At 71.4% G+C, this 25310-nt stretch carries 20 protein-coding genes and 2 pseudogenes; 11 read left to right on the top strand and 11 right to left on the bottom strand.

The features are described from left to right. Positions 1 to 40: 40 nt before the first annotated feature. The gene (locus ABH935_RS00890; RefSeq protein ID WP_370375802.1) at positions 41 to 1468 is read left to right on the top strand and encodes a WGR domain-containing protein; all 1428 of its coding nucleotides are present in this window, start codon (positions 41 to 43) and stop codon (positions 1466 to 1468) included. Between the two features lie 16 nt (positions 1469 to 1484). Here the strand turns inward: ABH935_RS00890 and ABH935_RS00885 are convergent, their stop codons facing one another. The 3 genes from ABH935_RS00885 to ABH935_RS00875 all read right to left on the bottom strand — a co-directional run bounded on the left by ABH935_RS00885 (position 1485) and on the right by ABH935_RS00875 (position 4790). Then, entirely contained in the window at positions 1485 to 2723 is a 1239-nt protein-coding gene (locus ABH935_RS00885) for a cytochrome P450 (RefSeq protein WP_370375801.1), read from the bottom strand. A gap of 176 nt (positions 2724 to 2899) precedes the next feature. Then, positions 2900 to 4282, bottom strand: coding sequence for a hypothetical protein (locus ABH935_RS00880; RefSeq protein ID WP_370375800.1), 1383 nt, complete (start codon positions 4280 to 4282; stop codon positions 2900 to 2902). Further along, entirely contained in the window at positions 4275 to 4790 is a 516-nt protein-coding gene (locus ABH935_RS00875) for an RNA polymerase sigma factor (RefSeq protein ID WP_370375799.1), read from the bottom strand. The genes ABH935_RS00880 and ABH935_RS00875 overlap by 8 nt, the downstream gene beginning before the upstream one ends. 847 nt (positions 4791 to 5637) lie before the next feature. On the opposite strand from ABH935_RS00875, the gene ABH935_RS00870 reads away from it, so the two are divergent. Together ABH935_RS00870 and ABH935_RS00865 are read left to right on the top strand one after the other, a co-directional pair. Continuing rightward, positions 5638 to 8529, top strand: a complete 2892-nt coding sequence (locus tag ABH935_RS00870) for an AAA family ATPase (protein WP_370375798.1) — start codon at positions 5638 to 5640, stop codon at positions 8527 to 8529. Between the two features lie 10 nt (positions 8530 to 8539). Continuing rightward, complete coding sequence (locus ABH935_RS00865) at positions 8540 to 9127, top strand: DNA-3-methyladenine glycosylase I (protein ID WP_370375797.1); 588 nt, start codon at positions 8540 to 8542, stop codon at positions 9125 to 9127. A 19-nt stretch (positions 9128 to 9146) separates the two neighbouring features. Here ABH935_RS00865 and ABH935_RS00860 read toward each other — a convergent pair whose 3' ends face one another. Further along, positions 9147 to 10817 carry an FAD-dependent oxidoreductase gene (locus ABH935_RS00860; RefSeq protein ID WP_370375796.1) on the bottom strand — a complete coding sequence of 557 codons (1671 nt, stop codon included), beginning with the start codon at positions 10815 to 10817 and terminating at the stop codon, positions 9147 to 9149. Between the two features lie 169 nt (positions 10818 to 10986). On the opposite strand from ABH935_RS00860, the gene ABH935_RS00855 reads away from it, so the two are divergent. Continuing rightward, positions 10987 to 11700 carry an alpha/beta fold hydrolase gene (locus ABH935_RS00855; protein WP_370375795.1) on the top strand — a complete coding sequence of 238 codons (714 nt, stop codon included), beginning with the start codon at positions 10987 to 10989 and terminating at the stop codon, positions 11698 to 11700. Between the two features lie 194 nt (positions 11701 to 11894). Here the strand turns inward: ABH935_RS00855 and ABH935_RS00850 are convergent. Beyond that, positions 11895 to 12146 (bottom strand): annotated as a pseudogene (locus ABH935_RS00850) (serine hydrolase); the annotation flags it as partial. Here ABH935_RS00850 and ABH935_RS00845 point away from each other — a divergent pair. The 7 genes and pseudogenes from ABH935_RS00845 to ABH935_RS00815 all read left to right on the top strand — a co-directional run bounded on the left by ABH935_RS00845 (position 12103) and on the right by ABH935_RS00815 (position 16437). After that, positions 12103 to 12231, top strand: a complete 129-nt coding sequence (locus ABH935_RS00845) for a hypothetical protein (protein WP_370376116.1) — start codon at positions 12103 to 12105, stop codon at positions 12229 to 12231. The pseudogene ABH935_RS00850 and the gene ABH935_RS00845 sit on opposite strands and share 44 nt — an antisense overlap. Before the next feature lie 144 nt (positions 12232 to 12375). Beyond that, a pseudogene (locus ABH935_RS00840) lies at positions 12376 to 12611 on the top strand (serine hydrolase); the annotation flags it as partial. Positions 12612 to 12734: 123 nt separating this feature from the next. After that, positions 12735 to 13493, top strand: a complete 759-nt coding sequence (locus tag ABH935_RS00835; protein WP_370375794.1) for a hypothetical protein — start codon at positions 12735 to 12737, stop codon at positions 13491 to 13493. A 140-nt stretch (positions 13494 to 13633) separates the two neighbouring features. Further along, positions 13634 to 14167 (top strand): SigE family RNA polymerase sigma factor, encoded by a 534-nt coding sequence (locus tag ABH935_RS00830; protein WP_370375793.1) that lies wholly within the window; start codon positions 13634 to 13636, stop codon positions 14165 to 14167. Positions 14168 to 14178: 11 nt separating this feature from the next. Beyond that, positions 14179 to 14811 (top strand): hypothetical protein, encoded by a 633-nt coding sequence (locus ABH935_RS00825; protein WP_370375792.1) that lies wholly within the window; start codon positions 14179 to 14181, stop codon positions 14809 to 14811. A 76-nt stretch (positions 14812 to 14887) separates the two neighbouring features. Next, positions 14888 to 15475, top strand: coding sequence for a hypothetical protein (locus ABH935_RS00820; protein WP_370375791.1), 588 nt, complete (start codon positions 14888 to 14890; stop codon positions 15473 to 15475). A 119-nt stretch (positions 15476 to 15594) separates the two neighbouring features. Continuing rightward, positions 15595 to 16437 (top strand): phytanoyl-CoA dioxygenase family protein, encoded by an 843-nt coding sequence (locus ABH935_RS00815; RefSeq protein ID WP_370375790.1) that lies wholly within the window; start codon positions 15595 to 15597, stop codon positions 16435 to 16437. A gap of 72 nt (positions 16438 to 16509) precedes the next feature. On the opposite strand, the gene ABH935_RS00810 is transcribed toward ABH935_RS00815, so the two are convergent. The 6 genes from ABH935_RS00810 to ABH935_RS00785 all read right to left on the bottom strand — a co-directional run bounded on the left by ABH935_RS00810 (position 16510) and on the right by ABH935_RS00785 (position 25227). Further along, positions 16510 to 18798 carry a hypothetical protein gene (locus tag ABH935_RS00810; protein WP_370375789.1) on the bottom strand — a complete coding sequence of 763 codons (2289 nt, stop codon included), beginning with the start codon at positions 18796 to 18798 and terminating at the stop codon, positions 16510 to 16512. Next, positions 18795 to 20816 carry a TIM-barrel domain-containing protein gene (locus ABH935_RS00805; protein WP_370375788.1) on the bottom strand — a complete coding sequence of 674 codons (2022 nt, stop codon included), beginning with the start codon at positions 20814 to 20816 and terminating at the stop codon, positions 18795 to 18797. Before ABH935_RS00805 ends, ABH935_RS00810 begins: the two co-directional genes overlap by 4 nt. Before the next feature lie 78 nt (positions 20817 to 20894). Next, positions 20895 to 21716 carry a carbohydrate ABC transporter permease gene (locus ABH935_RS00800; RefSeq protein WP_370375787.1) on the bottom strand — a complete coding sequence of 274 codons (822 nt, stop codon included), beginning with the start codon at positions 21714 to 21716 and terminating at the stop codon, positions 20895 to 20897. After that, on the bottom strand, positions 21713 to 22738 hold the full coding sequence (locus tag ABH935_RS00795; RefSeq protein ID WP_370375786.1) for a carbohydrate ABC transporter permease: 1026 nt from the start codon (positions 22736 to 22738) through the stop codon (positions 21713 to 21715). Before ABH935_RS00795 ends, ABH935_RS00800 begins: the two co-directional genes overlap by 4 nt. Positions 22739 to 22749: 11 nt before the next feature. Beyond that, complete coding sequence (locus ABH935_RS00790; protein ID WP_370375785.1) at positions 22750 to 24003, bottom strand: extracellular solute-binding protein; 1254 nt, start codon at positions 24001 to 24003, stop codon at positions 22750 to 22752. Between the two features lie 195 nt (positions 24004 to 24198). Further along, entirely contained in the window at positions 24199 to 25227 is a 1029-nt protein-coding gene (locus ABH935_RS00785) for a LacI family DNA-binding transcriptional regulator (protein WP_370375784.1), read from the bottom strand. Positions 25228 to 25310: the final 83 nt, after the last annotated feature.

The raw sequence follows: 25310 nt of genomic DNA, 5'->3' as shown, positions 1-25310 counted from the left end.
CCCCCTCAAGCTGTCGGCCACGCGTTGTACGTTTCTCCCCATGACTCAGGGGACGACCTATCTGGAGCTGTCCGAAGACAGCGGCAGCGCGCACAAGTTCTACGAGGTGACCGTCGCCGGCACCGTCGTCGACATCCGTTACGGCCGCATAGGCACCGACGGCTCGCGGCAGACCTCGACGTTCCCCACGGTCGAGAAGGCCGAGGCGGCCGCGGCCAAGAAGATCGGCGAGAAGGTGCGCAAGGGCTACGCCCCCTCGGTCATGGGTGCGCGGGCTGCGCGCAGCATCACCCGGCGCGCGGTGGTGTCGGCTCCGTCGACGGCGCGCGCCACGGCGCCGGTGCTTTGGCGCTTCCGGACCGCCTCCAGTGCCTTCGGCGTCCACATCGACAGTGACCGCTGTTGGGTCGGCAACCAGTCCGGCGACGTCTACAGCCTCGGCCACGACGGCCAGGTGCTCTCCCGCTTCCAGCTGCCCGACGGGGTCAAGTGCCTGGTGGCCGACGATTTCTGGATCTACGCGGGCTGCGACGACGGCTCCGTCTACGACCTGTCCGGCAAGATCCCGCACGCCGCCTACCGCATCCACGAGGACGTCGACATCTACTGGCTCGACATCCACGAGGGCGTCCTGGCGGTCTCGGACGCCGGGGGGCGGCTGGTCGTCATCGACCACGAGGAGGAGCACCAGTGGTCGCGCAACAGCCCCGGCACCGGGGCCTGGATGGTGCGCGGCGACGACGCGGCGATCTACCACGGCCACAGCGCCGGCGTCACCGCCTACGCCGCCGACGGCGGCCGCGAGGTGTGGAACACCAAGACCTCCGGCGTCGTGCTCTTCGGCTGGCAGGAAGCCGACCACGTCTACGCCGGCACCGGCCGGCACGTCGTGCACAAGATCGCCAAGGCTGACGGCCGTGCCGTCGCCGAGTACCGCTGCGACACCGCGGTCTACTCCTGCGCGACCGCCCCCGACGGCCGCTACGTCTTCGCCGGCGACAGCGCCTCCTCCGTGTACTGCTTCGCCGCCGACGGCCGGCGCCTGTGGAAGCTCGGCACCGGCTGCGGCTCGGCGCTGTCCATGCAGTACCGCGACGAGCGCCTGTACATCGTCACCACCGATGGCAGCCTGGCCTGCGTCGACGCCACCGAGCCGGCCATCACCGCGGCGCAGGGCGGCGTCGTCCCGACCGTGCGCGACGTGAAGGCGAACGCCGCCCTGCCGGTCGCCACCCCGACCACCACCATCGCAACCACGACCTCCACCGCCACCGGCACCGTCGTGGAATGCATCGACGACCACGGCCGCATCCGGGTCCGCGTCGTCGGGACTGGCTACCAGACCGGCTGGAACGTGCAGTTCCCGCGCGACATGCGCGTCGTCGGCGCACGCTACGTCGTCGAGGAGATCCACGAGGCCAGCCGCGGGTTCTACCGCGTGCGCGGGGAGATCAAGCGTCTGGTGTGAGTGCCGGTCGCCGACGTCACCAGGCGACCGGCAGAGCGATCATCGAATCGACGATCTCGCCGCCACTGAACGTCAGTTCCTCACGCGTCACCGTCATCCGCAGGCCCGGCAACCGCTGGAGCAGCGTCCCGAGCCCGATCGCCAACTCCGCCTTCGCCAGGTGCGCGCCCAGGCAGTAGTGCGGTCCGCCGCCGAACATCAGCGTCGGCGGCGCGACCCGGTCGAAACGGATGGTGTCAGGATCCGGATACGCCTCGGGGTCGCGCGTCGCGCCGTTGCTGGCGATCCCGATCACCTGTCCGGTCCTGACCGGCCCCGACGGCAGCTCGACGTCCGCCACGGCGACGCGCAGCAGCGTGCTGTTGCTCAGCCCGGTGAACCGCAGCAGCTCGTCGACCGCGGCCGGCACCAGCGCGGGATCGTCGAGCAGCTGCCTCCACAGCCGGCGGTCGTCCTCCAGCAGCTCCACCAGCGCCCGGCTCAGCGCCGTCGCGGTGGTCTCGTTGCCGGCCGCGATCAGGCCCGTGGCCAGGGCCAGCAGCTCGTGCTCGGTCAGCTTGTCGGCGCCGTCGCGGGCCGCGATCAGGTCGTCGATGAGGTCCTCGCCGGGCTCGGCGCGCTTGGCCGCGATCAGCTCGGCCATGTATCCGAGGAACGCGCCGATCTCCGCCGCGGCCTGCTCGGGTGGCATCTGCGCGCCGGCGGAGAACGCGTTGGACCAGACGCGGAAGCGCAGCGCGTCCTGTTCGGGCACGCCGAGCAGCCGGCAGATGACCCGCACCGGCAGCGCGAAGCAGTACCCTGCGACCAGGTCGGCCGGCGGCCCGACCCGCTCCAGGTCGTCGACCAGCTCATGCGCGATCTGCTGGATCACCGGCCGCCAGCGCTCGACCCGCCGCGGGGTGAACGCGGCGGCGACGATGCGACGCATGCGCAGGTGGTCCTCGCCGTCCTTGTTGAGCACGACGTCAGGGTCCTGCAGGAAGCTGGGCTCCTTCGTCATCCGCGCGGCGTCCGGCCCGGTCAGGTCGTGCGACAGCCGCGGATCGGCCATCGCCGCGGCCACGTCCCGGTACGTCAGCAACAGGATCGCCGGATCGCCGCTGGGCAGACGCACCTGCCCCATCGGGCACGTCGCCCGGCGCTCGGCGTATTCGGCCGGCGGGGTCAACGAATGGCTGGCGAACGGAAAGGCCGGCAGGTCGGACAGCTCGGGCAGCTCGGGCAGGTCGGACCGTTGGTCGATGTCAGTCATTCGCGTGACCTTTCGGATTAGGGTCTTCACACCGTGCATCCCACGCCACGTTCTCTGTGGAGCACACGGTAATCAGATGACGCCGTTACGCAAGGAGCGCGGTGTTGACAGGTGGCGCGCGATACTCCACCGCCGCCAAGGGCCTCGACCCGGAGGCGACCGGCCGAAGGAGCTCGCTACCAGTTGAACGTCCACGTATAGCGCGTGTCGTGGTGCAACGGGATCCGGTACTCGCCGTAGGAGCCGAACTCCAATACATACGTGGGCCCGTTGTTCGGGTCGAAGGCCAGCCCCGCCATCGGCATCCCCTCCACGTTGTGCACGGCCGTCACGGTCTGCGTTCCGTCGGCGAACTCCAGCCCCATCGCCGTCGTTCCCGGATCGCCGGTGCCGAAGTCGGTGACGAGCGGGAACTGGCCCACCCCGCCGAGTTCCATGAACCCCAGGTTGCCGCCGGTGCCGGCGCCGCCGAAGGGCTTGCTGCTGGTGCAGCCGTCCTGCCGGGTCTTGCCGTCGACGGTCGTGTCGGTGCAGAACGCCTCGTCGGAGGAGTTCGCCGCCGAGCCGCTGGGGATGATCTCATAAGCGATCTGCCATGGGTGGCCGGCGACCGTGCCCGCGCCGAGCAGGCCGGAGTCGTGCGGGGTCACCTTCGGGGTCTGCGACAGGTTCGGCGTGCCGCTCGGCGTGCTGACGGTCGGCGGGGAGGCCGGAACGATCGGCGTCTTCTGGAACGTCGTGGGCACCCAGGAGGCGGTCCCGTCATGGGTGATCGTGATCTTCGAGACACCGTTCGGGCCGACCTGCTCCACCGCCTCCGGCGGATTGGCCGGGTCCCAGGCGAACGCGGCGATCCGGGTCCCAAGAGCCGTCCGGATCGGGACCTGGACCACGGTGCCGTTCTTCCACCTCAGATCGACTGAGGTCACGCCCGGCGTCGGCGTGCCAGTCGCGACGACGATCGGGGAGTCTCCGGCGGCCTGGTCGGTCTGAACGGCCACGTAGCCGCTGGCCTGGATCGCAGCGCCCTCCCCGCCACCGGCGCCGCCGACCACCTTGCCGTCGACGCTGACGTCCACCTGGGTCACCTCCGGCTGGCTGTTCGCCGCCGATCCGGAGGGGATGACCCGGTAGGAGAGCTGCCACTGGTGGCCGGAGACCGCACCGGCGGCAATGACGCCCGACTGCAGGACCTTGCCCGGATCCGCGATGAAGATCGGCTTCGTCGGCAGCTGCGCCGGGAACGAGGGGTAGCCCGCGGCCGTCGCCGAAGTCTGCGACGGCGACGCGCTGGAGGCCCCCGGGAACATCGCCGAGCTGGACGACGAACGCACCGATGCCGCCCCCTGCCGCGTCACCGACCCCCGGTCCAGCCCACTCACGGCAACCGCGACGCCGACGACGGCGAACGTCGTCCCGAGCGCGGTCCCCGCCTGCAGCCGACGCCGCCGGCGCTCCCCGCGCCGCTTCACAGACGTGGCCTGCCCCGCGTACTGGGTCCAGTCGGTCTTGTCGACCGCGGCGGCAATCCCGCCCCCGTCCATCCGCCCCTCAGGCATGGACCACCTCCACGGCGCCGTCGCCGAACTCGCTGTTGTCGGTCAGCAACGCGGCCATCGCCGTGCGCCCCCGCGACAACCGTGCCTTGACAGTGCCCTGAGGCAGGTTGAGCGCCGTAGCGACCTCAGCAACCGGCATACCGCCGAGGTAGTACATGACCAACGCGGCCCGCAGCCCCAACGGCAACTCGGCCAGCGCATTCCGGACGGCAACCGTATCCGCCGACGGCGGCGCCACGACCCCCGGCGCACCATGCCGCATGAACGCCCGCAACCCAGCCGTATGATGCCGCCACCGAGACACCGCCAGCCGATACGCGGTGGAGCGCACCCAACCAACCGGGTCCCCACCACCCCGGGTGAGTTTCTCCCACCGCGTCCACGCCCGCGCATACGCCTCCTGCACGCAGTCCTGAGCCTCGGCGAGATCACCGATCACCAGATACAGCTGCCCGATCAAACGCGGCGCGGTGGCGGCATAGACGTCGTCGAAGCTCGTCGTCGCCAAGTCCTGTCCCCTCCCAGAGTCCACTCGGGAACTGCACGCATTCGAGCCCCCGGCCGGTTGCACGGAATCGAAGATTTTTTCAGGCGCCGCCCCGGTAGGCGACGGGCTAGCCCGGGCCGACCACGCGCGTCGCCGGGTCCGACCGGACCATGCGGGGTGTTGGTTCTGGGTCCCTCGCCGCGTCGGCGGGCGAAGCCAACCTGGCCGGTTTGGTGGTGTCCAGCCGGACGGAGCCGGACCACAGCAGGTGTGATGCGGCTTGACGCCACCAAACCGGGCTGGTTCCGTAAGGCGACGACGCGGCGAGGGGCACAGAACCCTGGTGACCACAAGCAACACCGCCACCAAGCAGCGCAACGCAGGCACCAGCGGATAGGAAGCCGACCAGTCGCGGGCCGCCGCCAAACAGCCGGACGCGCGGGTCGCCCCCTCGCTGTAGAGCGCCCGCCGGAGGCCTCAAGGTGCCCACCAAACGCGGCAGGCAGCCGCCAGACCAAAAGTGTGCGCAGTGACTCGGACTCATGCGTGGTCGTGGACATGAAACCCGCCAGCCGCCAGCGCAACGTTCGGGGCTCAGCCGAACTGCGTCCCCCTGCGAGGTCATCAAACCCTGCGCGAAGCCGTAAAAATGCTTGTAAACCCACAAACCGACCGCACGACGGAACCTACCGGACACCCCACCCGACACCAGCACCAGCACCAGCGCCCGCGCCAGCACCGCCGCCCGGCACCAGCACCGGCACCCGCCACTCGATCCCCGCACCCAACCCCGCACCTCCCCGCACCTCCCCGCCCCACCCCGCGTCGTTCCCCTGCCCCCACCAGCCCCGCGGCATAAAGTAACGACATGATGGCGGCCCCACTCCGCGGACGTAGCAACCCCATGACCCGCGTCCTCTCAACCGTACGCGGCGCGTTCCGCAGTGGCGCCGCAGCCGTAGTGGTCGTGTCCGGCCCCGGCGGCATCGGCAAGTCGGCACTCGTGAGCCACGCCTGCTGGGAAGCCGCCGCCATGGGCGCCCGCGTCCTGCACGCCGTGTGCGATCCGGTCGCGCAGGTCAGCCCCGGTGCGCCGGTGATCGCCGCGCTGCGGGCCGGCCCGGAGCCGCTGGTCGGCGTCGCCGAATACGAGCAGATCCTTCAGGCCCGCGACGAGCCGCTGCTGCTCGCCGAGCGGATCGCCGCCGTGCTGGAGGCCGCCGCGGGTGACGCGCCGCTGGTCGTGGCCGTGGACGACCTCCAGCAGGCCGACCGCGTCAGCCTGTTCGTGATCAGGACCCTGATGGGCCGGCTCATCGGACTCCCGGTGGTGTGGCTGTTCGCCGCGCGCGCGGAGCAGGCCGCGCTGGCGCTCCTCGGGGCGCAGCGGTGCCGCGTCGAGCTGGTCCCGCTCGGGCCGCTGGCCGACACCGACATGACGGCGATCGCCATGGACCGCCTCGGGCACGCGCCGAACGAGCACGTCCGGGACCTCGTCGGGGCGGCGGGCGGGAATCCACTGCTAGCGGTGCAGATACTGCACAGCGTGGTCCGAGCAGAGAAGGCAGGTTCGGCGGCATCGGCCCGAAGCGTCCCGCTGGAGTTTACGGCGGTCATCGCGCAGCGGCTCGCGGACCTGCCGGACGCGACACGGGATCTGGCAGCGCTGATCGCGGTCGCGGGTCGGCCGCTGCCTTTGCGCGTAGTGACCGCGTTGCTGCCGCAGCTCCCTGATACCGGCTGGGAGACGGTCCTGGCTCAAGCGCGGGACTCCGGGCTCGTCCAGGCAGCCGAATCGGCCGAATCAGCGGCATCGGCCGGACCGGCGGAACCGTCCGACTCCGCACTGGCCCCAACCCACCACCTGGTCAGCGAAGCCGTCTGCGCCGCCCTGCCCGAGCACACGATCCGCACCTGGCACCTGCGCCTGGCCAGGCACTACCTCGACGCGGCCCGCGACCCCTTCTCCGCAGCCGCCCACGTCCGCGCGGCCGTCACCACCGGCATCACCACCGCCGTCCCCACCGCCGTCCCCACCGGCGACGCCGCCGGCGCCGAGGTGCTGCTCACCCGCGCCGAGGTCCTGCTCGCCGCCGCCGAACAGCTGACCGCCGCCTCCCCGGACGACGCCGCCGACCTGGCCGCCGAAGCGTTCGCCGCTCTCACCCCCGACCATCCCGAGTGGCCGGCCATCGGCCGCCGGTGCCTGGCGGTGCTGTGCCGCACCGAGCGCGCCGACGAGGCGATCGGCGTGGCGGACGCGCTCCTGGCCCGGCTCGACGACGCGGACCAGGCCGGCGCGGTCGAGGCCCAGGTGTCCTCGGCGCTGTGGGTCGCCGGCCGCCTCGACGAGCTGCTGGCCCGCACCGGCCGGGTGCTGAACGCCGCCGGCCCGGGCTGCGAGGTGGCGGCGCGGCTGTCGGCGGTGCGCGCGCTGGCCCGCACCCGGCTGGCCGCCGGCGAAGACGCGGCCCGCGAGGCGTCGTCGGCGCTGGATCTGGCGCGCGCCAGCGGCGACGCCGAGGCCGTGGCGCTCGCGCTGCACGCCGTCGGCCAGGCGGCGCGCAACGAGGGCCGGCACCACGTGGCGCTGCGCGCGTTCCGCGAGGTGCGGACCACCTCCGCCGGCCACCATCTGGCCGAGGAGATCACCTCGCTGCAGTTCCTGGACCGCTACGACCACGCCCAGACGCTGCTCGACGAGGTCCGGGCCGCGCACGGCGACACGGTCGGCTCGATCCTGCCGGCGTTGCAGTGCGCGCAGATCTGGCAGGACTTCAACCTCGGCCGCGGCGACGAGGCCGAAGCCGGGGCGCGGGCGCTGCTGGAGATCGGGCAGCAGCTCGGCAACGGCGTTTACGCCCTGGACGCGGCGATCGTGCAGATCTCCGTGGCGCTGCTGCGCGGCGACGCCGTCACCGCCGCGGCCCGCCTGGACTTCGCCGCCGACCTGCCCGGTGCCGACGCGGCGCTGCGCCAGCCGGGCCTGACCGTCATGCGGGGCTGGCTCGCGGTGGCGCGCGGCGACCTGTCAGGCGCGACCGCGGCCCTGGCGCCGGTGGCGCAGGGCGCAACACGGTCGTGCGGGTACTGGCCGCTGTGGCCGTGCTGGATGGGGCTGTTCTACGAGGTCGGCACGGCCGCCGACGATCAGGCCTTCGCGCAGACGGTCGTGGACGTGGCCGAGCTGGCCGCCGAGCGGACGCCCGGCGTGGCGAGCTTCGAGGGGCTGGCGCTGAACGTGCGCGCCCGCAGCAAGGGCGACCGGGAACTGCTGCGTCAGTCCGCTGACATCCTCGCGCGCAGCCCGCGTCCCCTGCTGCGCGGCTTCGGCGCCGACTGCCTGGGGCGCGCACTCCTCGCCGACGGCGACCGCAGCGCCGGCCTGGCCCTGCTCGACCGCGCCTGGGACGACTACCACTCCGCCGACGCCCGCGTGTACCGGGACAACGTCCGCAAGGTCATGCGCGAGGCCGGAGTCCGGCGCGCCAAGTGGTCCGCGGCCACGCCCCGCCCCGACACCGGTACGGACGCCCTGACCGAGGCCGAGCGGCGCGTGGCCCTTCTCGTCGCCGCCGGCCACTCCAACCGCTCCGCGGCCACCGAGCTCGGCGTCTCGGTGAACACCGTCGGAACGCACCTGCGCTCGGCGTTCGCCAAGCTCGGCGTGCAGTCGCGGGTGCAGCTGGCCAACGTGCTGCACCGGGAACCCGGCGCCCTCACCTATACAGGTGACGCAAGGACGCGCGCCGGAATGTGAAGCTTGTGCCATGAGCGAGGACGTGATCACCGGCCCCGACGGCGTGACCCGGTGCGCCTGGGCCGGCGGTGCTGACGGCGACACCGCGATGAGTGCCTACCACGACGCGGTCTGGGGCACGCCGACCGTCGATCCCACCGCGCTGTTCGAGGCACTGACGCTCGGCGTGTTCGAAGTGGGAATGAGCTGGAAGGTGGTCTTCGGCAAGCGCGAGGGCCTGCGGCGCGCGTTCCGGGACTTCGACGCGGCCGCCGTCGCGAAGATGACCGCCCGTGACGTGGACCGCCTGGTCGGCGATGCCTCGATCATCCGCAGCCGCGCCAAGATCCAGGCCACGCTCGACAACGCCCGCGCGCTGGTCTCGGCCTCGCCGACGCTCGGCGAGCTGGTGCGGACCTACACCAAACAGCGCCACCGCCCGCCGCGGACGCTGGCCGACGTGCCGACGTCGACCCCGGACTCCGAGGCGTTCGCCTTGGTGCTGAAGGGGCAGGGCTACCGGTTCGTCGGGCCGACCAGCGTCTACGCGTTCATGCAGAACGTCGGGGCGGTCAACGACCATGTGAAGGGCTGCTTCCGGGCCGCCGGCGCCGGATGAGCCGGAGCGCTACCGCCGCTCACAGCTCTGCCCGATCGGCCTGCCGCTGCTCGAACACCATCCGCACCGCCGCCGACCCCTCGCCGACCGCCGCGGCGACCCGCTTCACCGACGCCCCGCGGACGTCGCCGATGGCGAAGACGCCCGGGCGGCTGGTCTCGTACGGGAACGGGGTCCGGTCCTCGGCCGGCAGGTGCTCCAGGTCGCGGCCGGTGAGCAGGAAGCCGGACCGGTCGCGGGCGAGCTGGCCGTCCAGCCAGTCGGTGCAGGGCGCGGCGCCGATGAACACGAACACCGCGCACACCGGCAGCCAGCGCCGTTCCCCGGTGTCGCGCTCGGCGATCCGCAGCTGCGAGATCGCGCCCTCGCCGGCGGCCTCGACCGCCTCGGTCCGTAGGTGGACGGTGATCCGCGGCTCGGAGGCGACGGCATCGATCAGGTAGCGGGACATCGAGTGCTCCAGGTCGTCCCCGCGCACGAGCAGGTGGACCTCGCGGGCGGTGCGCGCCAGGAACATCGCGGCCTGCCCGGCCGAGTTCGCCCCGCCGACGACGGCCACCGGCTGGTCCTCGCAGAAGCGGGCCTCGGCGAACGTGGCCGCGTAGTAGACGCCCGAGCCCTCCCACTGCTTCCCGTCGGCCAGTGGCAGCTCCCGGTAGTCGGCGCCGGTGGCGATGATGACGTTCGCCGCGGCGATCGCCGAGCCGTCGTCGCACGTCACCTCGTGGACGTCCGGATGGCTGGTCAGGCTGGTGGCGCGCACGTTGTTCCGCAGCACCGCTCCGAACTTGCCGGCCTGGAGCATCGCGCGCGTGGTCAGCTCCGCGCCGGAGAGCCCCGCGGGGAATCCGAGGTAGTTCTCGATCCGGGAGGACGTCCCGGCCTGGCCCCCGAACGCGCCGGCGTCGATGAGGATGGTGTCCAGGCCCTCGGAGGCGCCGTAGACCGCCGCGGCCAGTCCGGCCGGGCCGCCGCCGATCACCAGCAGGTCGCAGACGCTGTGCCGCGGCGTGTCCGGCGGCGTGCCCAGGCCCAGGGCCCCGGCCAGCTCGGCGCGCGAGGGGTTGCGCATCATCGGACGCCCCGGGACCAGCACGATCGGCAGGTCGCCGACCGGCACCTCCAGCTGCGCCAGCACAGCCTCGGCCTCGCGGTGGACCTCCAGGTCGATCCAGTTCACCGCGGTCCGGCTGCGGGCGAAGAACTTCGTGAGCAGCCGGGTGCGCGCGTCGTAGCGGGACCCGACCAGCGTGACGCCGACGCCCCGGCGCACCAGCGCGGCCCGCCGCAGCAGGAAGGCGTGCAGGAGGACGTCGCTGAGCTCGACGTCGTTCGCCATCAGGGCCTGGACCTGCGACAGCGGGATTCGCAGCACACTGCCGTCGGTGACCATGGCCGCGGTGAAGCGCGCCGGCTCGCTCAGCAGCATCCCGATCTCGCCGAGGAACTCCCCGGCCCCGTACGCGGCGAGCACCACCTCACCGGCGCCGAGCTTGCGATCGACGACCTGCGCGACCCCGTCGAGCAGCACGAACAGGTCGTAGGACGGATCGCCCGCGGCGAACAGCACGCTGCCGGCCCGAACCTCCTGCACCGAACCCAGAGCCCTGATCCGGTCGAGCTGGCCCCGGCTCAGCGGTGCGGCCGGGAGGCTGCCGGGAACGTGGGGGTGCGGTCCGGGATCCACCACGGTGCGTCCTCCTGGTCTGGGCCTGGTCTGGAGCGGCGCTGCGCGCCGTCCAGCACGATACCCGGCCGGGCCAGGGCCTTCCTCACCTGAACAGGTGAGGGAATGACGCTCCACCCCGGGTGATGCTGAGAGGGCATCCAGCCCGCCCGACCCAAGGAGCATGTGGATCATGAACGGTTCGAGCACCCCCACGGTCGTCCTCGTGCACGGCGCGTTCGCCGACGCGTCCGGATTCGGCGGCGTCATCCGGGAGCTGCAGTCCGCCGGCATCGAGGTCGTCGCCCCGCCGAACCCGCTGCGCAGCCTGGCCTTCGACGCCGCCGCGGTGGCCGACGCGGTACGCGCCGTCGACGGGCCCGTCGTGCTGGTCGGCCACTCCTACGGCGGCGCGGTCATCGGCCAGGCCTCGGCGGACCTGGACAACGTCACCGGCCTGGTGTTCCTGGCCGCGTTCGGCCTGGACGCCGGCGAGAGCTGCGCCAGCGTGCAGGGCCCGTTCCCGCCCTCGCTCCTGGCCAAGACCTCCACCCCGACCCCGTACGACGCCCCCGGCGCCCCGAACGGCCCGGACCTGTACATCACCAGCCAGTTCCGCGAGACGTTCTGCGCCGACGTCCCCGCCGACGTCGCGGCCGTCATGCAGGCCACGCAGCGGCCGCTGTCCCTGGCCGCGCTCACCGAGAACGCCACCGCCGCCGGCTGGAAGACCAAGCCGAGCTGGTACCTGGTCTCCCGGCACGACAACGCCATCCCGCCGGACGCCGAGCGCTTCATGGCCCAGCGCATGAACGCCACGACCGAGGAGATCGACGGCTCGCACACCGCGTTCATCGCGCAGCCGGTGGCCGCCGCCGCGTTCATCAGGAAGGCGCTGGGCGGCTGAGGCCGGGCGGCTCTGCGACGGGCCGGTCTGCGACGGGCCGGTCCGTCGCAGACCGGCCCGCGACCGGCGGCCGTCACCCGGATGGCCCAAGCGCCCGATTCGCCGGCGATCCCGCGCGCCGGCGTCGGCTGAGTTCATTCGGTGTGCGGATCGACCGGTGTGCGGATCGACTCCGGGTCGCAGCCGGGAGGGGCTCAGCCGAGCCACCGCAAGGCGATCTTCGTGGCGTCGGCGATGAGGCCGTCGGCGGAGTTCGCATCCCTGCCGTCGCGGTGGGAGATCACTGCGATCACGATCGGTGCGCCCTGCGGCGGCCACACGACGGCGATGTCGTTGCGCGTGCCGTAGTCGCCGCTGCCGGTCTTGTCGCCGACCTTCCCACCGACGGGCACCCCGGCACGGATGTACTGGCCGCCGGTGGTGTTCGCGGTGAGCCACGTGGTCAGCAGCGCGCTCGTCGGCGCCGAGCTCGCCCGCGCGCTGGGAGCTGCCGAACGGGGCGCAGCTGAATCAGGGGACGCCGATGTGTGACAGAGAACTGCTCGACGGTGCACAAGCCCTCGAACTCACCCCCGAACCCGACAAGCGGCCGACGCCGATCGGCGTCGGCCGCTTCCGGCACCCCGCACGCATCGCGATCGACGACCTGGTCTACCTCGCGGTCGCCATCAGCGACAACGCCGCCTCGGTCCCGACTTCATCTCCGATGCGACCGGCTGGGCCTCCAAGTCCGGCACGTTGCTCAACCTGCGCCACGACGCAGGCGTCGTCGAACACGAAGACGGCGAGAGCTACGCGGTCCGGTCGTCGCGCTGACCGAATCGACCGTGCCGGCCGCGGCCCAGCCCGCCGTGGACGCGCTGATCGGCCAAGTTGCCCGCGCGCTGCACGACCACCTCCGCGAGCACTGACGCGAGCACTGACGTGGGCACTCACGCAAGCGCTGAACTCCGGTGCCGACGAGCCGCTTAGCGACTCAACCGACGGGTGGACCTCGCCGCCGGGCCGTCGGGGACGGTCGATAGTGTGCCGCAATGAGCGATGTCCTCCCGCGGCATGTGTTGTGTGTACTCGGCTCCGGACTGGAGCTGTCGGAAATCGAGCGGATCGCCGGCGCCGACCGGTTCACGCTCGACTGGGAGTACTCGCAGACCGAACCCGATCCGCAGATGCCTCAGGCGTTCCAGGCTTGCACGATGAACGCCGTCTCGTTCGACGAGAAGGACCAGCTGGCCGTCGAGTCCCACGACACCGTCGGCTACCTGCTGTCTCCGCCGATGCCCCGGGAGCAGGCGCTCGCCATATCGCGCGGCCTGCTGGTCGCGGCCGGCGACCTGCTGCGCGCCGGCGCGACCGCCGTCAAGAACGAGAGCAGCGGCATCGCCCACGGCCGCACCCGCTGGTTGGCCCTCGCCGATCGCGCCGCCGGCGCCGAGGATCTCGATGTCCTGGCCGGCGCCCTCGTCGAGGCGTGGGTCCAGCGCCCCATCGCCGACGACGGCGTGCTCTACACCTGCGGCATGCACCTGCTCGGCGCCCCTGACGTCGAGATCGAGGCCTCCGCCCAGGAACGCGCCGGCGGCGAGGTGGCGGACCTGGCCGGGCTGCTGGACGTCCTGGCGTACTACCTGCTCACGGACCCGCGCGCCAAGGAGGTCGAGGACGGCGCCGGCTTCCGGATGTCAGAGGACTCGCCGCGGTGGGTGCTGCGCACCGGGGCGTGCGAGCGGTATGAGAGCGACGACTTCTTCTTCAATCCCTACGGATACGTGCGGCTGACCTCGCCGGAGTGACGAAGGCCGGAAGGCCGCGACATCCTGGATCGGCGCCCGCCACGCGGGCAACCTTTCCCCCGCCATCGGAGTGTTAGTGTCCACAACCCGCGCGGCGTCCGAGCCGCGCGGCCGGACCACGGTGAAGGCGGGGACGACAGATGGCGGACAGCGAGCCTCGGGGGTTTCGCGAGTACGTCGCCGCTCGCAGGCAGGGGCTGCTCGCGGTGGGCTATGTGCTCACCGGATCGCAGCACGGGGCGGAAGACTTGGTGCAGGCCACGCTGGTGAAGGTGTGGCCGCGGTGGAACCGGGTCGCTGACGCCGGCGACCCGGACGCGTATGTGCGAAAGGCGATGCTGAACACGTTCTTGTCCTGGCGGCGCCGGGACGGCGGGCGTGAGATTCCCAGCGACGGCGTCGCTTCGCTGCCGTCTTCGCTTTCGCAGCCGCAGCCGATGGCGGACAACGCCGCGGGCAACGCGCTGACCGGGGTGCTGGACCGGGTCGTACTGCGGGACCTGCTGCGCGCGTTGCCCCGGCGGCAGCGCGCGGTGGTGGTGCTGCGGTACTACGCCGACCTCACCGAGGCCCAGGTCGCCGAGGCGATGGGGTGCTCGGTCGGGACCGTCAAGAGCCAGCACGCCAAAGCCCTGGCCACCCTCCGGCGTCACACGCCTGCCGAAGACCGATAGGAGCCGATCCGATGTCACAGCAGGAGCAGGATTTCGACACCCGTCCGCTGGCCGACGGTCTGCGCGACCTCGCCGGCCAGGCCGCCGACGCCCCCGGGCTGTTCGAGGCGGTGTCCGCCGGCGCGCGCCGCCGCTCGGCCCGGGTCCGGGCGTCCGGGGCGGTGCTGGCCGTCGGCGGGGTGCTGGCGGTGGCTGGGGGAGTGGCGGCGTGGCCGTCGCCGTCCGGGGGGAACAACACGGCAGCAGCAGACTCGGCGCATACGATCGTGCCGGCGCACTGCCCGGCGCAGCCTCCCGGCAACATCCGCCCCAGCGGCCCCGCCGGCCGGCTGTTCACCGGGACGCCCGACGCGGCGACGCTGTGCGTCTACGGGTTCACGGAGACCAGCACCACGATGCGCTCGGAGTCCATCACCGGCTCTACCCTCACGTCGCTGACTCGCGGGCTGGCCCACGGGAAGGACGCCAACTCCGCTATCTGCACCTCGGAGCTCAGAAACCCCGAGCACCTGCTGATCCTTCAGTACGCGGACGGGTCGACGCAGGAACTGGTGATCGACATGAGCGGCTGCGGGACGGTGGGCACCGGGACGCACCAGGTCCTGCTGCCGGACGATCTGCGGCGGCTGATCACGGCTGGATGAGCTGGATGAACCGGATGAGCCGGATGCGGTGAGAACTACCGTCGCCGCCGCCGTTCGCGCCGACCACAATCAGCAAATGCGGAATCGCTGGGGTGGGGCGATCGCGGTCGCGGTGACGGTCGTCGGTCTGGTGTTCGGGGTGGCCGGGTGTTCCGGTACTTCGGGGAGCGTGGTGGCCGGAGCGGGGACTTCGACCTCGGCCGTGTCTTCGACCTCGGCTGCGGTGCCGAGCCATTCGGAGGCGGTCACGTCGTCGTCCGCGGCACCCGCGACGTCGAGCACGGAGCACGACGGCAACCCGCCGACCGGCGCCAGCAATCTGAAACCGTTCGTCGGCACCTGGATCGGACACACGCGCGAGTTGACGATCAGCGCGAACGGCATCGCGACCGAGCAGGTGTACGACGGCTGCTGCACGGTCGCCTGGACGCTGCGCTTCAGCATCGACCACGCCAGCGGCACACACGCGAACGGCCAGTTGTACGTCACGCTGAAGTCGGCGATGTTCAACGAGAACCCGCAATGGCCGAGCCCGGGCTCGCCCGAGGCGCAGATCGGCAACGGCGGCATCGCCGGCGTGCAGGACGGCGTGTTCAGCGAGCCGTTCGCCAGCGGGACGTTCTGCGACAAGGCCGCCGACCTCGCCGGGAAATGCGGAGCGTAGCAGGGGCCTTATTCTTGGAAAGCGCGGCCGGGCACGGAGCCGGGCAACTGGAGATGTCGCCCACTTCGTCGGCCGGTTTCCAGCCCTGACACACCCGCACACCTGTGGAGCGCATCGACATGACCGCGACGACGGCGCCGACCGACGAACTCGACGTGCCCTACCGGCGCCTGTCCCCGACCGCCACCGCCGACTTCGCCCGCGACGGCTTCGTCCACCTGGCCGGCGTGCTGTCTCCGGAGACGATCGCGTACTACGAACCGGTGATCACCTCCGAGGTGATCCGCCTGAACACCCAGCACCGGCCGCTGGCCGAGCGCGACACCTACGGCCGGGCGTTCCTGCAGGTGTCGAACATGTGGCGGGAGAACGAGACGGTCAAGCGGCTGGTGTTCTCCCGCTGCCTGGCCGGAATCGCCGCCGCACTGTTGGGCGTCCACGCGGTGCGGCTCTACCACGACCAGGCGCTGTACAAGGAGCCCGGCGGCGGTATCACGCCCTGGCACGCGGACCAGTACTACTGGCCGCTGTCCTCCGACCGTTGCGCGACGATCTGGCTGCCGCTCCAGGAGACGCCGCTGGACATGGGCCCGCTGGCGTTCGCGCGCGGCAGCCACAACTTCGCCTACGGACGTGACCTGCCCATCTCCGACGAGTCGGAGAAGCAGCTCAAGCAGGCCGTCGCCGACCAGGCGTTCGAGGACGTCGTCGAACCCTTCGCCCTCGGCGACGCCAGCTTCCACCGCGGCTGGACGTTCCACCACGCCGGGCCGAACCGCGGGACGGCGCCGCGGCGGGTGATGACGGTCATCTATATGGATGCTGATATCCGGCTGGCCGAGCCGACCAACGAGAACCAGGAGAAGGACCGCGCCTGGATGCCCGGCACGGAGATCGGGCAGGTGCCGGACACGCCCCTGAATCCGGTGCTGTTCGATGGTCTGGCGGCGCCGACGGCCTGATCGGCGCGGGGCCGCAACGTGTGCTGCGGCCCCGCACTCGGCCTAGTGCTCGGTCAAGTGCTCGGCCTAGTACTACGGCGTGACATCAGCCCGATCGATGGCGATGTTGACCCCTGAGCTGGCGCTGTTCTTGTTCCCAGTGTTGACGATCGTGATCGTGTGCGACCCGGCCGCGAGCGTCGGGCTGGTCCACACGATCCCCGACGCGTTGCGCGCCGGTGCGTAGTTGTCGACCGTCGCCGATGTGCCGCCGTCAACCGCGACGGTCATGATGCCCTGGTCAACGTCGTGCACCGCGTGCAGTGCGACCTGCGTCCCGGTGAAGCGGAACGTCGCGGTGGCCCCGGCGACGTGGCTCCAGTTCGCCGTCCCCAGATACATGTCGGACACGCCGGTGGTCAGACCCCAGCTCGCGTCGTACTGGAACTGGTCCGCGCCGCTCCCGGTGACGTTCCCGTCCACGATCGTCTGCGCGGGCGCCGACGAGGTCGTGACGTCAACCCGGTCGATCGCGATGTTGACCCCTGAGCTGGCGCTGTTCTTGTTCCCAGTGTTGACGACCGTCAACGTGTGCGAACCGGCGGCGAGCGTCGGGCTCGTCCACACGACCCCCGACGCGTTCCGCGCCGACGCGTAGTCGTCGATCGAGGTCGGCGCGCCGCCGTCGATGGAGACCGTCATGATCCCCTGATCGACGTCGCGCACCGCGTGCAGCGCCACCTGCGTCCCGGTGAACCGGAACGTCGCGGTCGCGCCCGCCGTGTGGCTCCAGTTCGCCGTGCCGGCGTACATGTCGGACACGCCCGAGGTCTCGCCCCAGTTCGCGTCGTACTGCCACTGGTCGTTCGCGGTCCCGATCTCGTTGCCGTCGACGTAGATCTGCCCGCCGCCGGGTCCGCCGGGGCCGGTGACGGCGACGCCGTGCGGCGACAGCACCAGCCAGAACGCATCCGTGCCCGACTGGAACGTCGCGGGCAGGCTGATACTCCCGTTGTTCACCGCGACATCCGCGTCGGACACGGTGATCGGCTGCGACAGTGGCGTGCTGTCCGGGATGCGCATCAGCGTGGCGTGGACCGTGGACCCGGCCGTGAGCCACGGCGTGGACCCGAGGCCCTGAACCGTGACCGTCGTGGTCCCGGTCTGCCCGCTGTTGTTGCCGATCAGCACATCGGCCTGACCGGCGTTCTGATCAGCTGAAGCAGCCACCGCCACAGCCGCGTTCCCGCTGGTCGCCGAGACAAGGTGGCCGGTCAGGCTCGCATAAGCCCGATAAGCCCACCACTGACCCGTCGGCGAGGCCAGGGCGCCGGTCCCGCCGAGCACCGAGTCCAGCGTGCCGGCCACGCAGCAGTCGCTCCAGATGGCGTGCGCCGCCGCGCCGATGTTCGAGACCGCGAGCCGGTCGAGGAACCAGGCCGTGTAGCCGGCCGTCTGCTGGTTGCCGAACAAGTATTCGTTGATGGACAACGGCATCGGGCTCAGGCCGTGCGCCGCGACGATCGAGGCCGCGTCGGCGCCGTCGGCGGCCGGATCGTTGCCGAAGTGCCAGTTCAGAACGTTCGGCAGCGTGTTGTCGGCCTTCGTCTGAGCGATGAAGCCGTCGAGCCAGGAGTGGTTGTACCCGCTATAGGAGGGCCCGACGATCGTCGCCGACGGACTTAGCCTCCTGATCTCCCTCACTGCCGTGTCCCACATCTGGTAGTACTGCGCGCTGTTCACGCCGCGCTGCCAGAACCCCGTCCCGTCAGGCTCGTTCCAGATGTCGTACGCGACGTTGACCCCGGAGGCCTGGACATCGCCGACCACCTGGTCGATGAAGGCCTTCCAGTTCGAACAGTCCCCGTTGTCGCAGGGATAGACGGTGTTCGAAGGCTGCGTCGTGTCGGCGCCGTACAGGTCGGAGACGAGCAAGTCGTAGCGACCGTTGTAGGGCGCCGTGGTCACTCGGCGGGCTTGGGCGACGGCCGAATTGATGCGAACCCGGTACCCGCTCCCGGCGGAGTACCCGTCGCCGATCCAGCCGCCACCGGCCAGGCGCGCGCCGCCGCCGCGAAAGAGAGTCGGCGCCAGCGGCTGCAGGAGGGCGTCGGACGGGCCGCTTCCGTCCTGGCTCAAGCCGTAGAGGAACCCGGCGCCGGCGTGCGTGGGCGTCTTGCCGGTCTGGGAGACGTCAACCGTGACGGTCGTGTCCGGTGCGTTGGCCACAGCAGAAGGTACTCCGGTCAGTGCGGCGCCCGTGGTCACGGCGGCGACCAGGAGCGCGCCGGTCAGGGTGCGGCGGGTCCGGCGGGTGTGGAAGGCTCGGCGGGTTCGGGAGATCAGGCTGTAGCGCGGTCGGTGCGGGGTCGTTCGCTTCATTGCGCCTCCTCGGAAACGGATGGTGCCAGGGGCGGCTCGGCATCGTCACGCACGAACAAGGGGATGGCATCCAGCGGCGCGTCCACGGTGACGTGGGATCCGCCGGGATATCGGCGCCCGGAACCGGAGTGCGTCCACTCCGCACCGGCCGGCAGGTACACGCGGCGCTGCCGGGCGCCGAGCTCGGTGACCGGGGCGACCAGGATGTCGGGGCCGAACAGGTACTGGTCCTCGACCTCCCAGGCCGCCTCGTCGTCGGGGAAGGCGAGCAGCAGCGGCCGCATCAGGGGGATGCCGCTGGTCTCGCCGTCGCGCAGGTGCGCGTGGATGTAGGGACGCAGCCGCTCCCGCAGCCGCAGCATGGCGGTGATCGCCTCGTACGCCTCGGGCCCGTACGCCCAGACCTCGTTCGGGCCGCCGCCGTCGCCGACGGTGCCGTGGCTGACGCGCGGCTCGCGGTGGCCGTGCAGCCGGAACAGCGGACAGAAGACGCCGAACTGGAACCAGCGCACGACCAGCTCCCGGTACGCCGGGTCGTCCGGGTCCCCGCCGTGGAACCCGCCGATGTCGGAGTTCCACCACGGCAGCCCGGACATGGCGACGTTCAGCCCGGCGGGGATCGCGGCGGCCAGGGCGGCGAAGGTGGGCTCGATGTCGCCGGACCACAAGGCCACGCCGTACCGCTGCGACCCGGCCCACGCCGAGCGCACCAGGGACAGCACCTGGGTCTCACCGGCGGCACGCATGTGCTCGAACACGCCTCGGGCATGCTCGCGCGGGTACAGGTTCGCCACCTCGCTGCCGACGCCGGCCGCGTAGGTGAGGGTGTGCGGGGCGGGCCGCAGCTCCGGTTCGCATCCGTCGAGCCAGAACGCGCGGATCCCCAGCTTGTAATAGTTGGTCTGAAGCCGCTCCCACAGGAAGGTACGGGCCCGGGCATCGGTGGCGTCGTAGAAGCCGACGCCGATCTCAGCCCCCGACTCGCCGTCCGGCCAGGCCCCGGTGATCGCCGCGCCGTTGTCGGCCGTGGCCAGCATCCCGGCCTCGCGCATGGTCGGGTAGCTCTCGGACAGCGGACTGACCGACGGCCACACCGACACCGCCGGCTCGATGCCCAGCGCGTGCAGCTCCTCGACCATGGCGCGTGCGTCGGGCCAGTCGGCCGTGTCGAAATCCCAGTCGCCGAGGTGCTTCCAATGCAGGTAGTCGATGACGAGAACGGACAGCGGCAGCCCACGGCGCGCGTATTCGCGGGCCACCTCCAGCAGCTCTTCCTGGTTGCGATAGCGCAGCTTGCTCTGCCAGAACCCTGATGCCCAGCGCGGCATCGGCGACGGGAAGCCGGTGGCCCCGGCGTAGGCGGTGAGGATCTGCGCCGGGGTGTCGCCGACGGTCAGCCAGTAGTCGATCTGCCGGGCCCGGTCGGACACCCACCGCGTGCCGTTCCCGGCGAACTCGACCCGGCCCACCGCCGGGCTGTTCCACAGCAGGCCGTAGCCGCGGTTCGACACCGCGAACGGGATCGACACCTCGCCGTTGCGCTGCGCCAGCTCCAGCACCATGCCCTTCTGGTCCAGGCGGCCGTGGCCGTGCTGTCCGAGCCCGTATATTCGCTCCCTGGGATGGGCCGCGAAACGCTGCTCGATGCGGTGCAGTCCGCCGCCCGCCGCCTCGAAGTGCCGGGCGCCGGGCCACCAGAAGTGCGCCGGCTGCTCGCGCAGGACTTCGGCGCCGGTGTGCGCGTGTTGGACGGTCAGCAGACCGGTCGCCGCGTCGATGCGGACCCGGACCCGGCCGTTGACCAGCGTCGCGGACCCGCCGTCGGCGGCGATCTCCATCTGCGAATCAGGGCCCGTGGTCGGGCGGTCTGGCTCCAGGGCGCCGGGCAGGTCCGGCACGATCCGGTGCAGGCCGGCGCGCACCCGCACGCTGTCGGCGCCCCACGGCTCGACGGTCAGCAGGTGGTGGCCGCCGCGCCAGGTCAGGACCTCGTCGGAGATGGCGAACGGGTTGAGCACGGAGTCTCCCGGTAGCGAAGGGATGCGGTCGGAGCGAGGGGACCGGCTGCGGTCCGTCAGGGCGCTCATTCAGAGTTCTCAGTCCTTGAGCGCGGCGTTGCCGATGCCGGCCGCGACGTAGCGCTGCGCGGCGACCAGCAGCACCGCCGCCGGGACCGAGGCGATGACGCCGGTGGCCATGACGCCGTTCCAGTCGACGAGGTTGGCGCCGATGAACCGGTAGAGCCCGACGGTGATCGGCGCCCGGCTGTCGTCGGTGGTGAGCGTGACGCCGAACAGGAAGTCGGCCCAGGTGAACAGGAACGAGAACAGCGCCGCGGTGATGACGCCGTTGCGGGCCACCGGCAGGATCACGGACACGAACGTCCGCAGCCGCGAGGCGCCGTCCAGGGACGCGGCTTCGGCCAACTCGTCGGGCACGCCCTTCAGGAACGACTGCAAGATCAGCGTCGCGAACGGCACGCACAGCGTGGAGTCGGCCAGGATCAGCGCCAGCGGCGAGTTGATCATGCCGAGCTTGTTCGCCGCGATGTACAGCGAGTTCGCCATCACGATGCCCGGGATCATCTGTGCGACCAGCAGCGCGAACATCAGGGCCCGGCGTCCCGGCACGCGCAGTTTGGCCAGGCCGTACGCGGCGGGCGCCGCGATCAGCAGGGTCACCGCCACGGTGCCGAGCGACACCACCAGGCTGACCATCAGGTGTCCACCCTCGGCACTCAGGGCGCTGCGATAGCCGGCGAGCGTCCCGTGCAGCGGGAACCAGACCGGGCTGCGGCTGACCAGGTCGGAGGGCTTCAGCAACGAGGCGTTGACCATCCAGTACAGCGGGAACAGCATGATGCCCACGATCACCACGCCGACGGTGGTCGTCGCCGCGCTGCGGCCCTGCCTGCTCATCGGTTCCGCCCTTCCGGCTCCCGGACTGACCGCAGGTACAGGGCGGCGAAGACGATCGCGACCAGGATCAGCAGGTTCCCGACCGCCGCGCCTTTGCCGAACTCCAGTTGCTGGAAGGACAGGTTGTAGGCATAGGTGGTGAGCGTCTGGGAGGAGTTCGCCGGACCGCCCTGCGTGACGATCTGGATGACGTCGAAGACCTTGACCGTGTAGATCAGGCCGAGCGTCAGCACGACCAGCGTCACCGGGCGCAGCATCGGCCAGGTGATCCGCCGGAAGCGCTGCCAGGCGTTCGCCCCGTCGATGGCCGCGGCCTCGTAGAGCTGCTCCGGGACGCCCTGGAGCCCGCCGTACAGGATCACCATGTTGAACGGGATCCCGACCCAGACGTTGACCAGCGTGACGGCGGTCAGCGACCAGGTGGTGCTGACCAGCCAGGGCACCGGATGGCTGATCACGTGCAGGTTCAGCAGCATGCGGTTGAGCACGCCGGAGTCGGCGTACATCATCCAGCGCCACACCGTCCCGGACACCACCAGCGGCAGCAGCCACGGCACCAGCAGCAGCGAGCGGAGTACGCCGTTGAGCGGGAACTTGCGGCGGAAGAACACTGCCAGCGCCAGGCCGATGCCGAACTGGAAGACCAGGGAGCCGAGGGTGAACAGCAGCGTGTTCGTCACGATTCCGGCGAACTGCGGGCTGTGGAACACCGAGCGGTAGTTGGCGAAGCCGACGTAGGGCGCCGAGCCGGAGTAGAAGGAGGAGACCGAGTAGTCCTGGAAGCCCATGCGGACGTTCGCGATCAGCGGGTAGACGTAGAAGCAGAGGATGTAGATCCAGACCGGGACGACGAATCCGGCTACGCGCCAGGCGGTGCCTCGGCGGGTCCGGCCGCGGCCGCCTTGACCGCCCTGGCCGCTGTGGCCGTTGCGATCGGGCAGCGCGCGCCCCGGGTCTGTTCCCGCCCCCGCCGCCGCCGTGGCGGCAGCGGAGACGGGGACCCCGGCGGACTTGCTGATCATCGCCGCCATCGTCAGGATCCGGCCTGGCTCTGCGCCTGGTTCAGCGCGTCCTGCGGCGAGGTGCCGCCGGCCAGCGCCGCCTGGATCGCGGTGGACAGCGCCGTGCTCACCTTCGGGTAGGCGGTGCCGAGCTCGGCGGTGCGGGCCTGCGCGGTGGCGATCTCGGTGACGAACGCCTGCAGCTGCGGGTCGGAGGCGCCGAGTTGCGCGGCGGCGGCCTGGTTGCTCGGGATGTAGCCGGCGTCCTTCGACCACTCGCTCGCGCGGTCCGGGCTCATCAGGCACTTGACCACCGCGACCGCCTTGGCCTCGCGGCCGGCGTTGCTGTGCCCGACGGCCCACACCTCGCCGCCGAGCGGCGTCACCGGCTTGGCCGAGGCCGAGGGGACCGGGATCGGGACGGTGCCGAAGTGCAGGCCGGTCTTGGCGTTCAGGCCCGGCAGCTGCCAGGGGCCGTTCACCATCATCGCCACGTTGCCGGCCGCGAACTGCTGGTCGACGTCGGCCTGCGTCCAGTTCACCACCGATTTTGAGGCCCAGCCCTTGTCCACGAAGGTCTTCCACAGCGTCAGCGCCTGCACCGCCTGCGGGGAGTTCAGGGTCTTCAGATCGGCGCCGGCGGTCCAGAAGAAGGGCTCGAACTGGAAGCTGCCCTCCTCGTTGCCGACGGCGGAGAACGCGATGCCCTGCTTGCCGCCGGCCGTCAGCTTCTGCGCGTCGGCGGTCAGCTCGTCCCAGGTCGTCGGCGGGGTCAGGCCGGCGGCGGCGAACAGATCCTTGTTGTAGTAGAGCGCCAGGCCGTTGACGCCCGGGGCGATCCCGTAGAGCTGGCCCTGGTAGGCGCCGGCCGAGACGATCGAGGGGTACAGGCCGTCGGTGGACAGCCCGGCGGCCGACAGTGAGACCAGGCCGCCGGTCGAGGCGACCTGCTGCAGGTCGGGGTTGTCGACGAGCAGCAGGTCCGGCAGTGACTTGGAGGACGCCTGCTGGAGCAGCTTGGGCATCAGCTGCTCGCGCGGGAGCTCGTGGTGCACCACTTTCACGCCGCCGACCTGCGTGGCGCATTCGTCGAGGACGCCCTGGATCTGCGTGTTCTGCGGGGCCGAGCCGTAGTAGTCGGTCTCGTTCAGCGTCAGCACGCCGCCGGAGCCCGAGCCCGAACCCGAGGAAGACGAGCTGCTGGAACCGCACGCGGTCAGGGCCAGCAGGCAGGCCGAGGCGGCGGCCAGGGCGCCGACGCCGGTCGTCGCGCGGCGGCCGGTCATGGGCCGGCTGCCTGTCGCGGGCTGGCTTGCCGCGAGCTGACCTGCTGCCGGACGGCTCCGCACGGGCTGATCCGCCGCGGGCCGGCGGCCCGGAGCACCAGATATCATGGCCTTTACCTTTCGAATCGATTCGACAAAGGGCGCGCGCGGGCACCGGCCCTTTCCGGGCGCGGCGCCGAGGCGCGAGGGGTCGGCTCAGGAACGGCCGGTGCCGCCGGCCGGAGCCGGCGCGGTGGTGTCACGGACTTTCAGCGTCGGCGCCAGGATCGTCACCGACGGTACGGATTCCCCGTTGACCTGCCCGGCCAGCAGCCGGACCGCGGTGCGGGCCAGCTCCTCCACCGGCAGGGACACGGCGCTGACCGGCACCGCGAGCCGCTCGGCCTCGTCGTCGGGGCACACCGCGACCACCGAGACGTCCTGCGGCACCCGCAGCCCCAGACCGCTGAGACGGTCCAGGACCAGCGGGAGCGCGCGCTCGTTGTAGACGATCAGGCCGGTCAGGCCGTGGACCTTCGCCAGCAGGCCGTCCACGGCGCGCGCGACCTCGGCCGGCTGCCCGTCGCACGGCGTCCAGGCGGTCTTGGCCCGCTGGGCGCGCAGCGTGGTCAGCGCCCCGTCGCGGGCGTGGATCGCGTAGGCGACGTCCCGGCGGAACGTGGACTGCGACTGGCCGATGTAGCCGACCCGGCGGTGCCCCAGCTCCAGCAGGTGCTCGGCGCACAGCCGGCCGGCCAGCGCCGCGTCGAAGTCGACGTAGGGCAGCCGGGCGCTGTCGTCCGGCGTCCCGACCAGCACCGAGGGGCATCGCAGGGTGCTGAGCAGAGCCACGCGCGGGTCGTTGCGCTGGACCTCCATCAGCAGCACGCCGTCGACCTGGGAGCCGGTCACGGTGTCCCGGATCGCGGTCTCCCCGTCGTCGTCGGTGAGCATCAGCAGCTTGAGCCCGAGGTCCTGCGCCGCGGTCAGCGACGCCCAGACGTAGGGCATCTGCACCTGGTTGTGCGGCCCGTAGACCATGGGCAGCGCCATGGCGATGACCCCGTTGCGGCCGCTGCGGATGGAGCGCGCTCCGGCGTGCGGGCGGAACTGCAGCTCGTCGATCGCCTGCTCCACCCGGGCCCGGGTCTCCGCGGAGATGGAGCGGGTTCCGCTGAGGACGTAGGACACGGTGCTGCGTGAGACTCCGGCGCGCTTCGCGACGTCGGCGATCGTGACGGCCATACCGTGCTCCCTTCGGATCGGCGGATCGTGGATCGGTGGATCAGTGGATCGTCGAACTGATTCGATGTGGCGTGGCGTGACGC

The sequence above is a fragment of the Catenulispora sp. GAS73 genome (assembly GCF_041262085.1).
Lineage (GTDB): Bacteria > Actinomycetota > Actinomycetes > Streptomycetales > Catenulisporaceae > Catenulispora.
The sequence above is the reverse complement of the archived record's forward strand: the minus strand, read 5'-3'. Positions and strand labels throughout refer to the sequence as shown.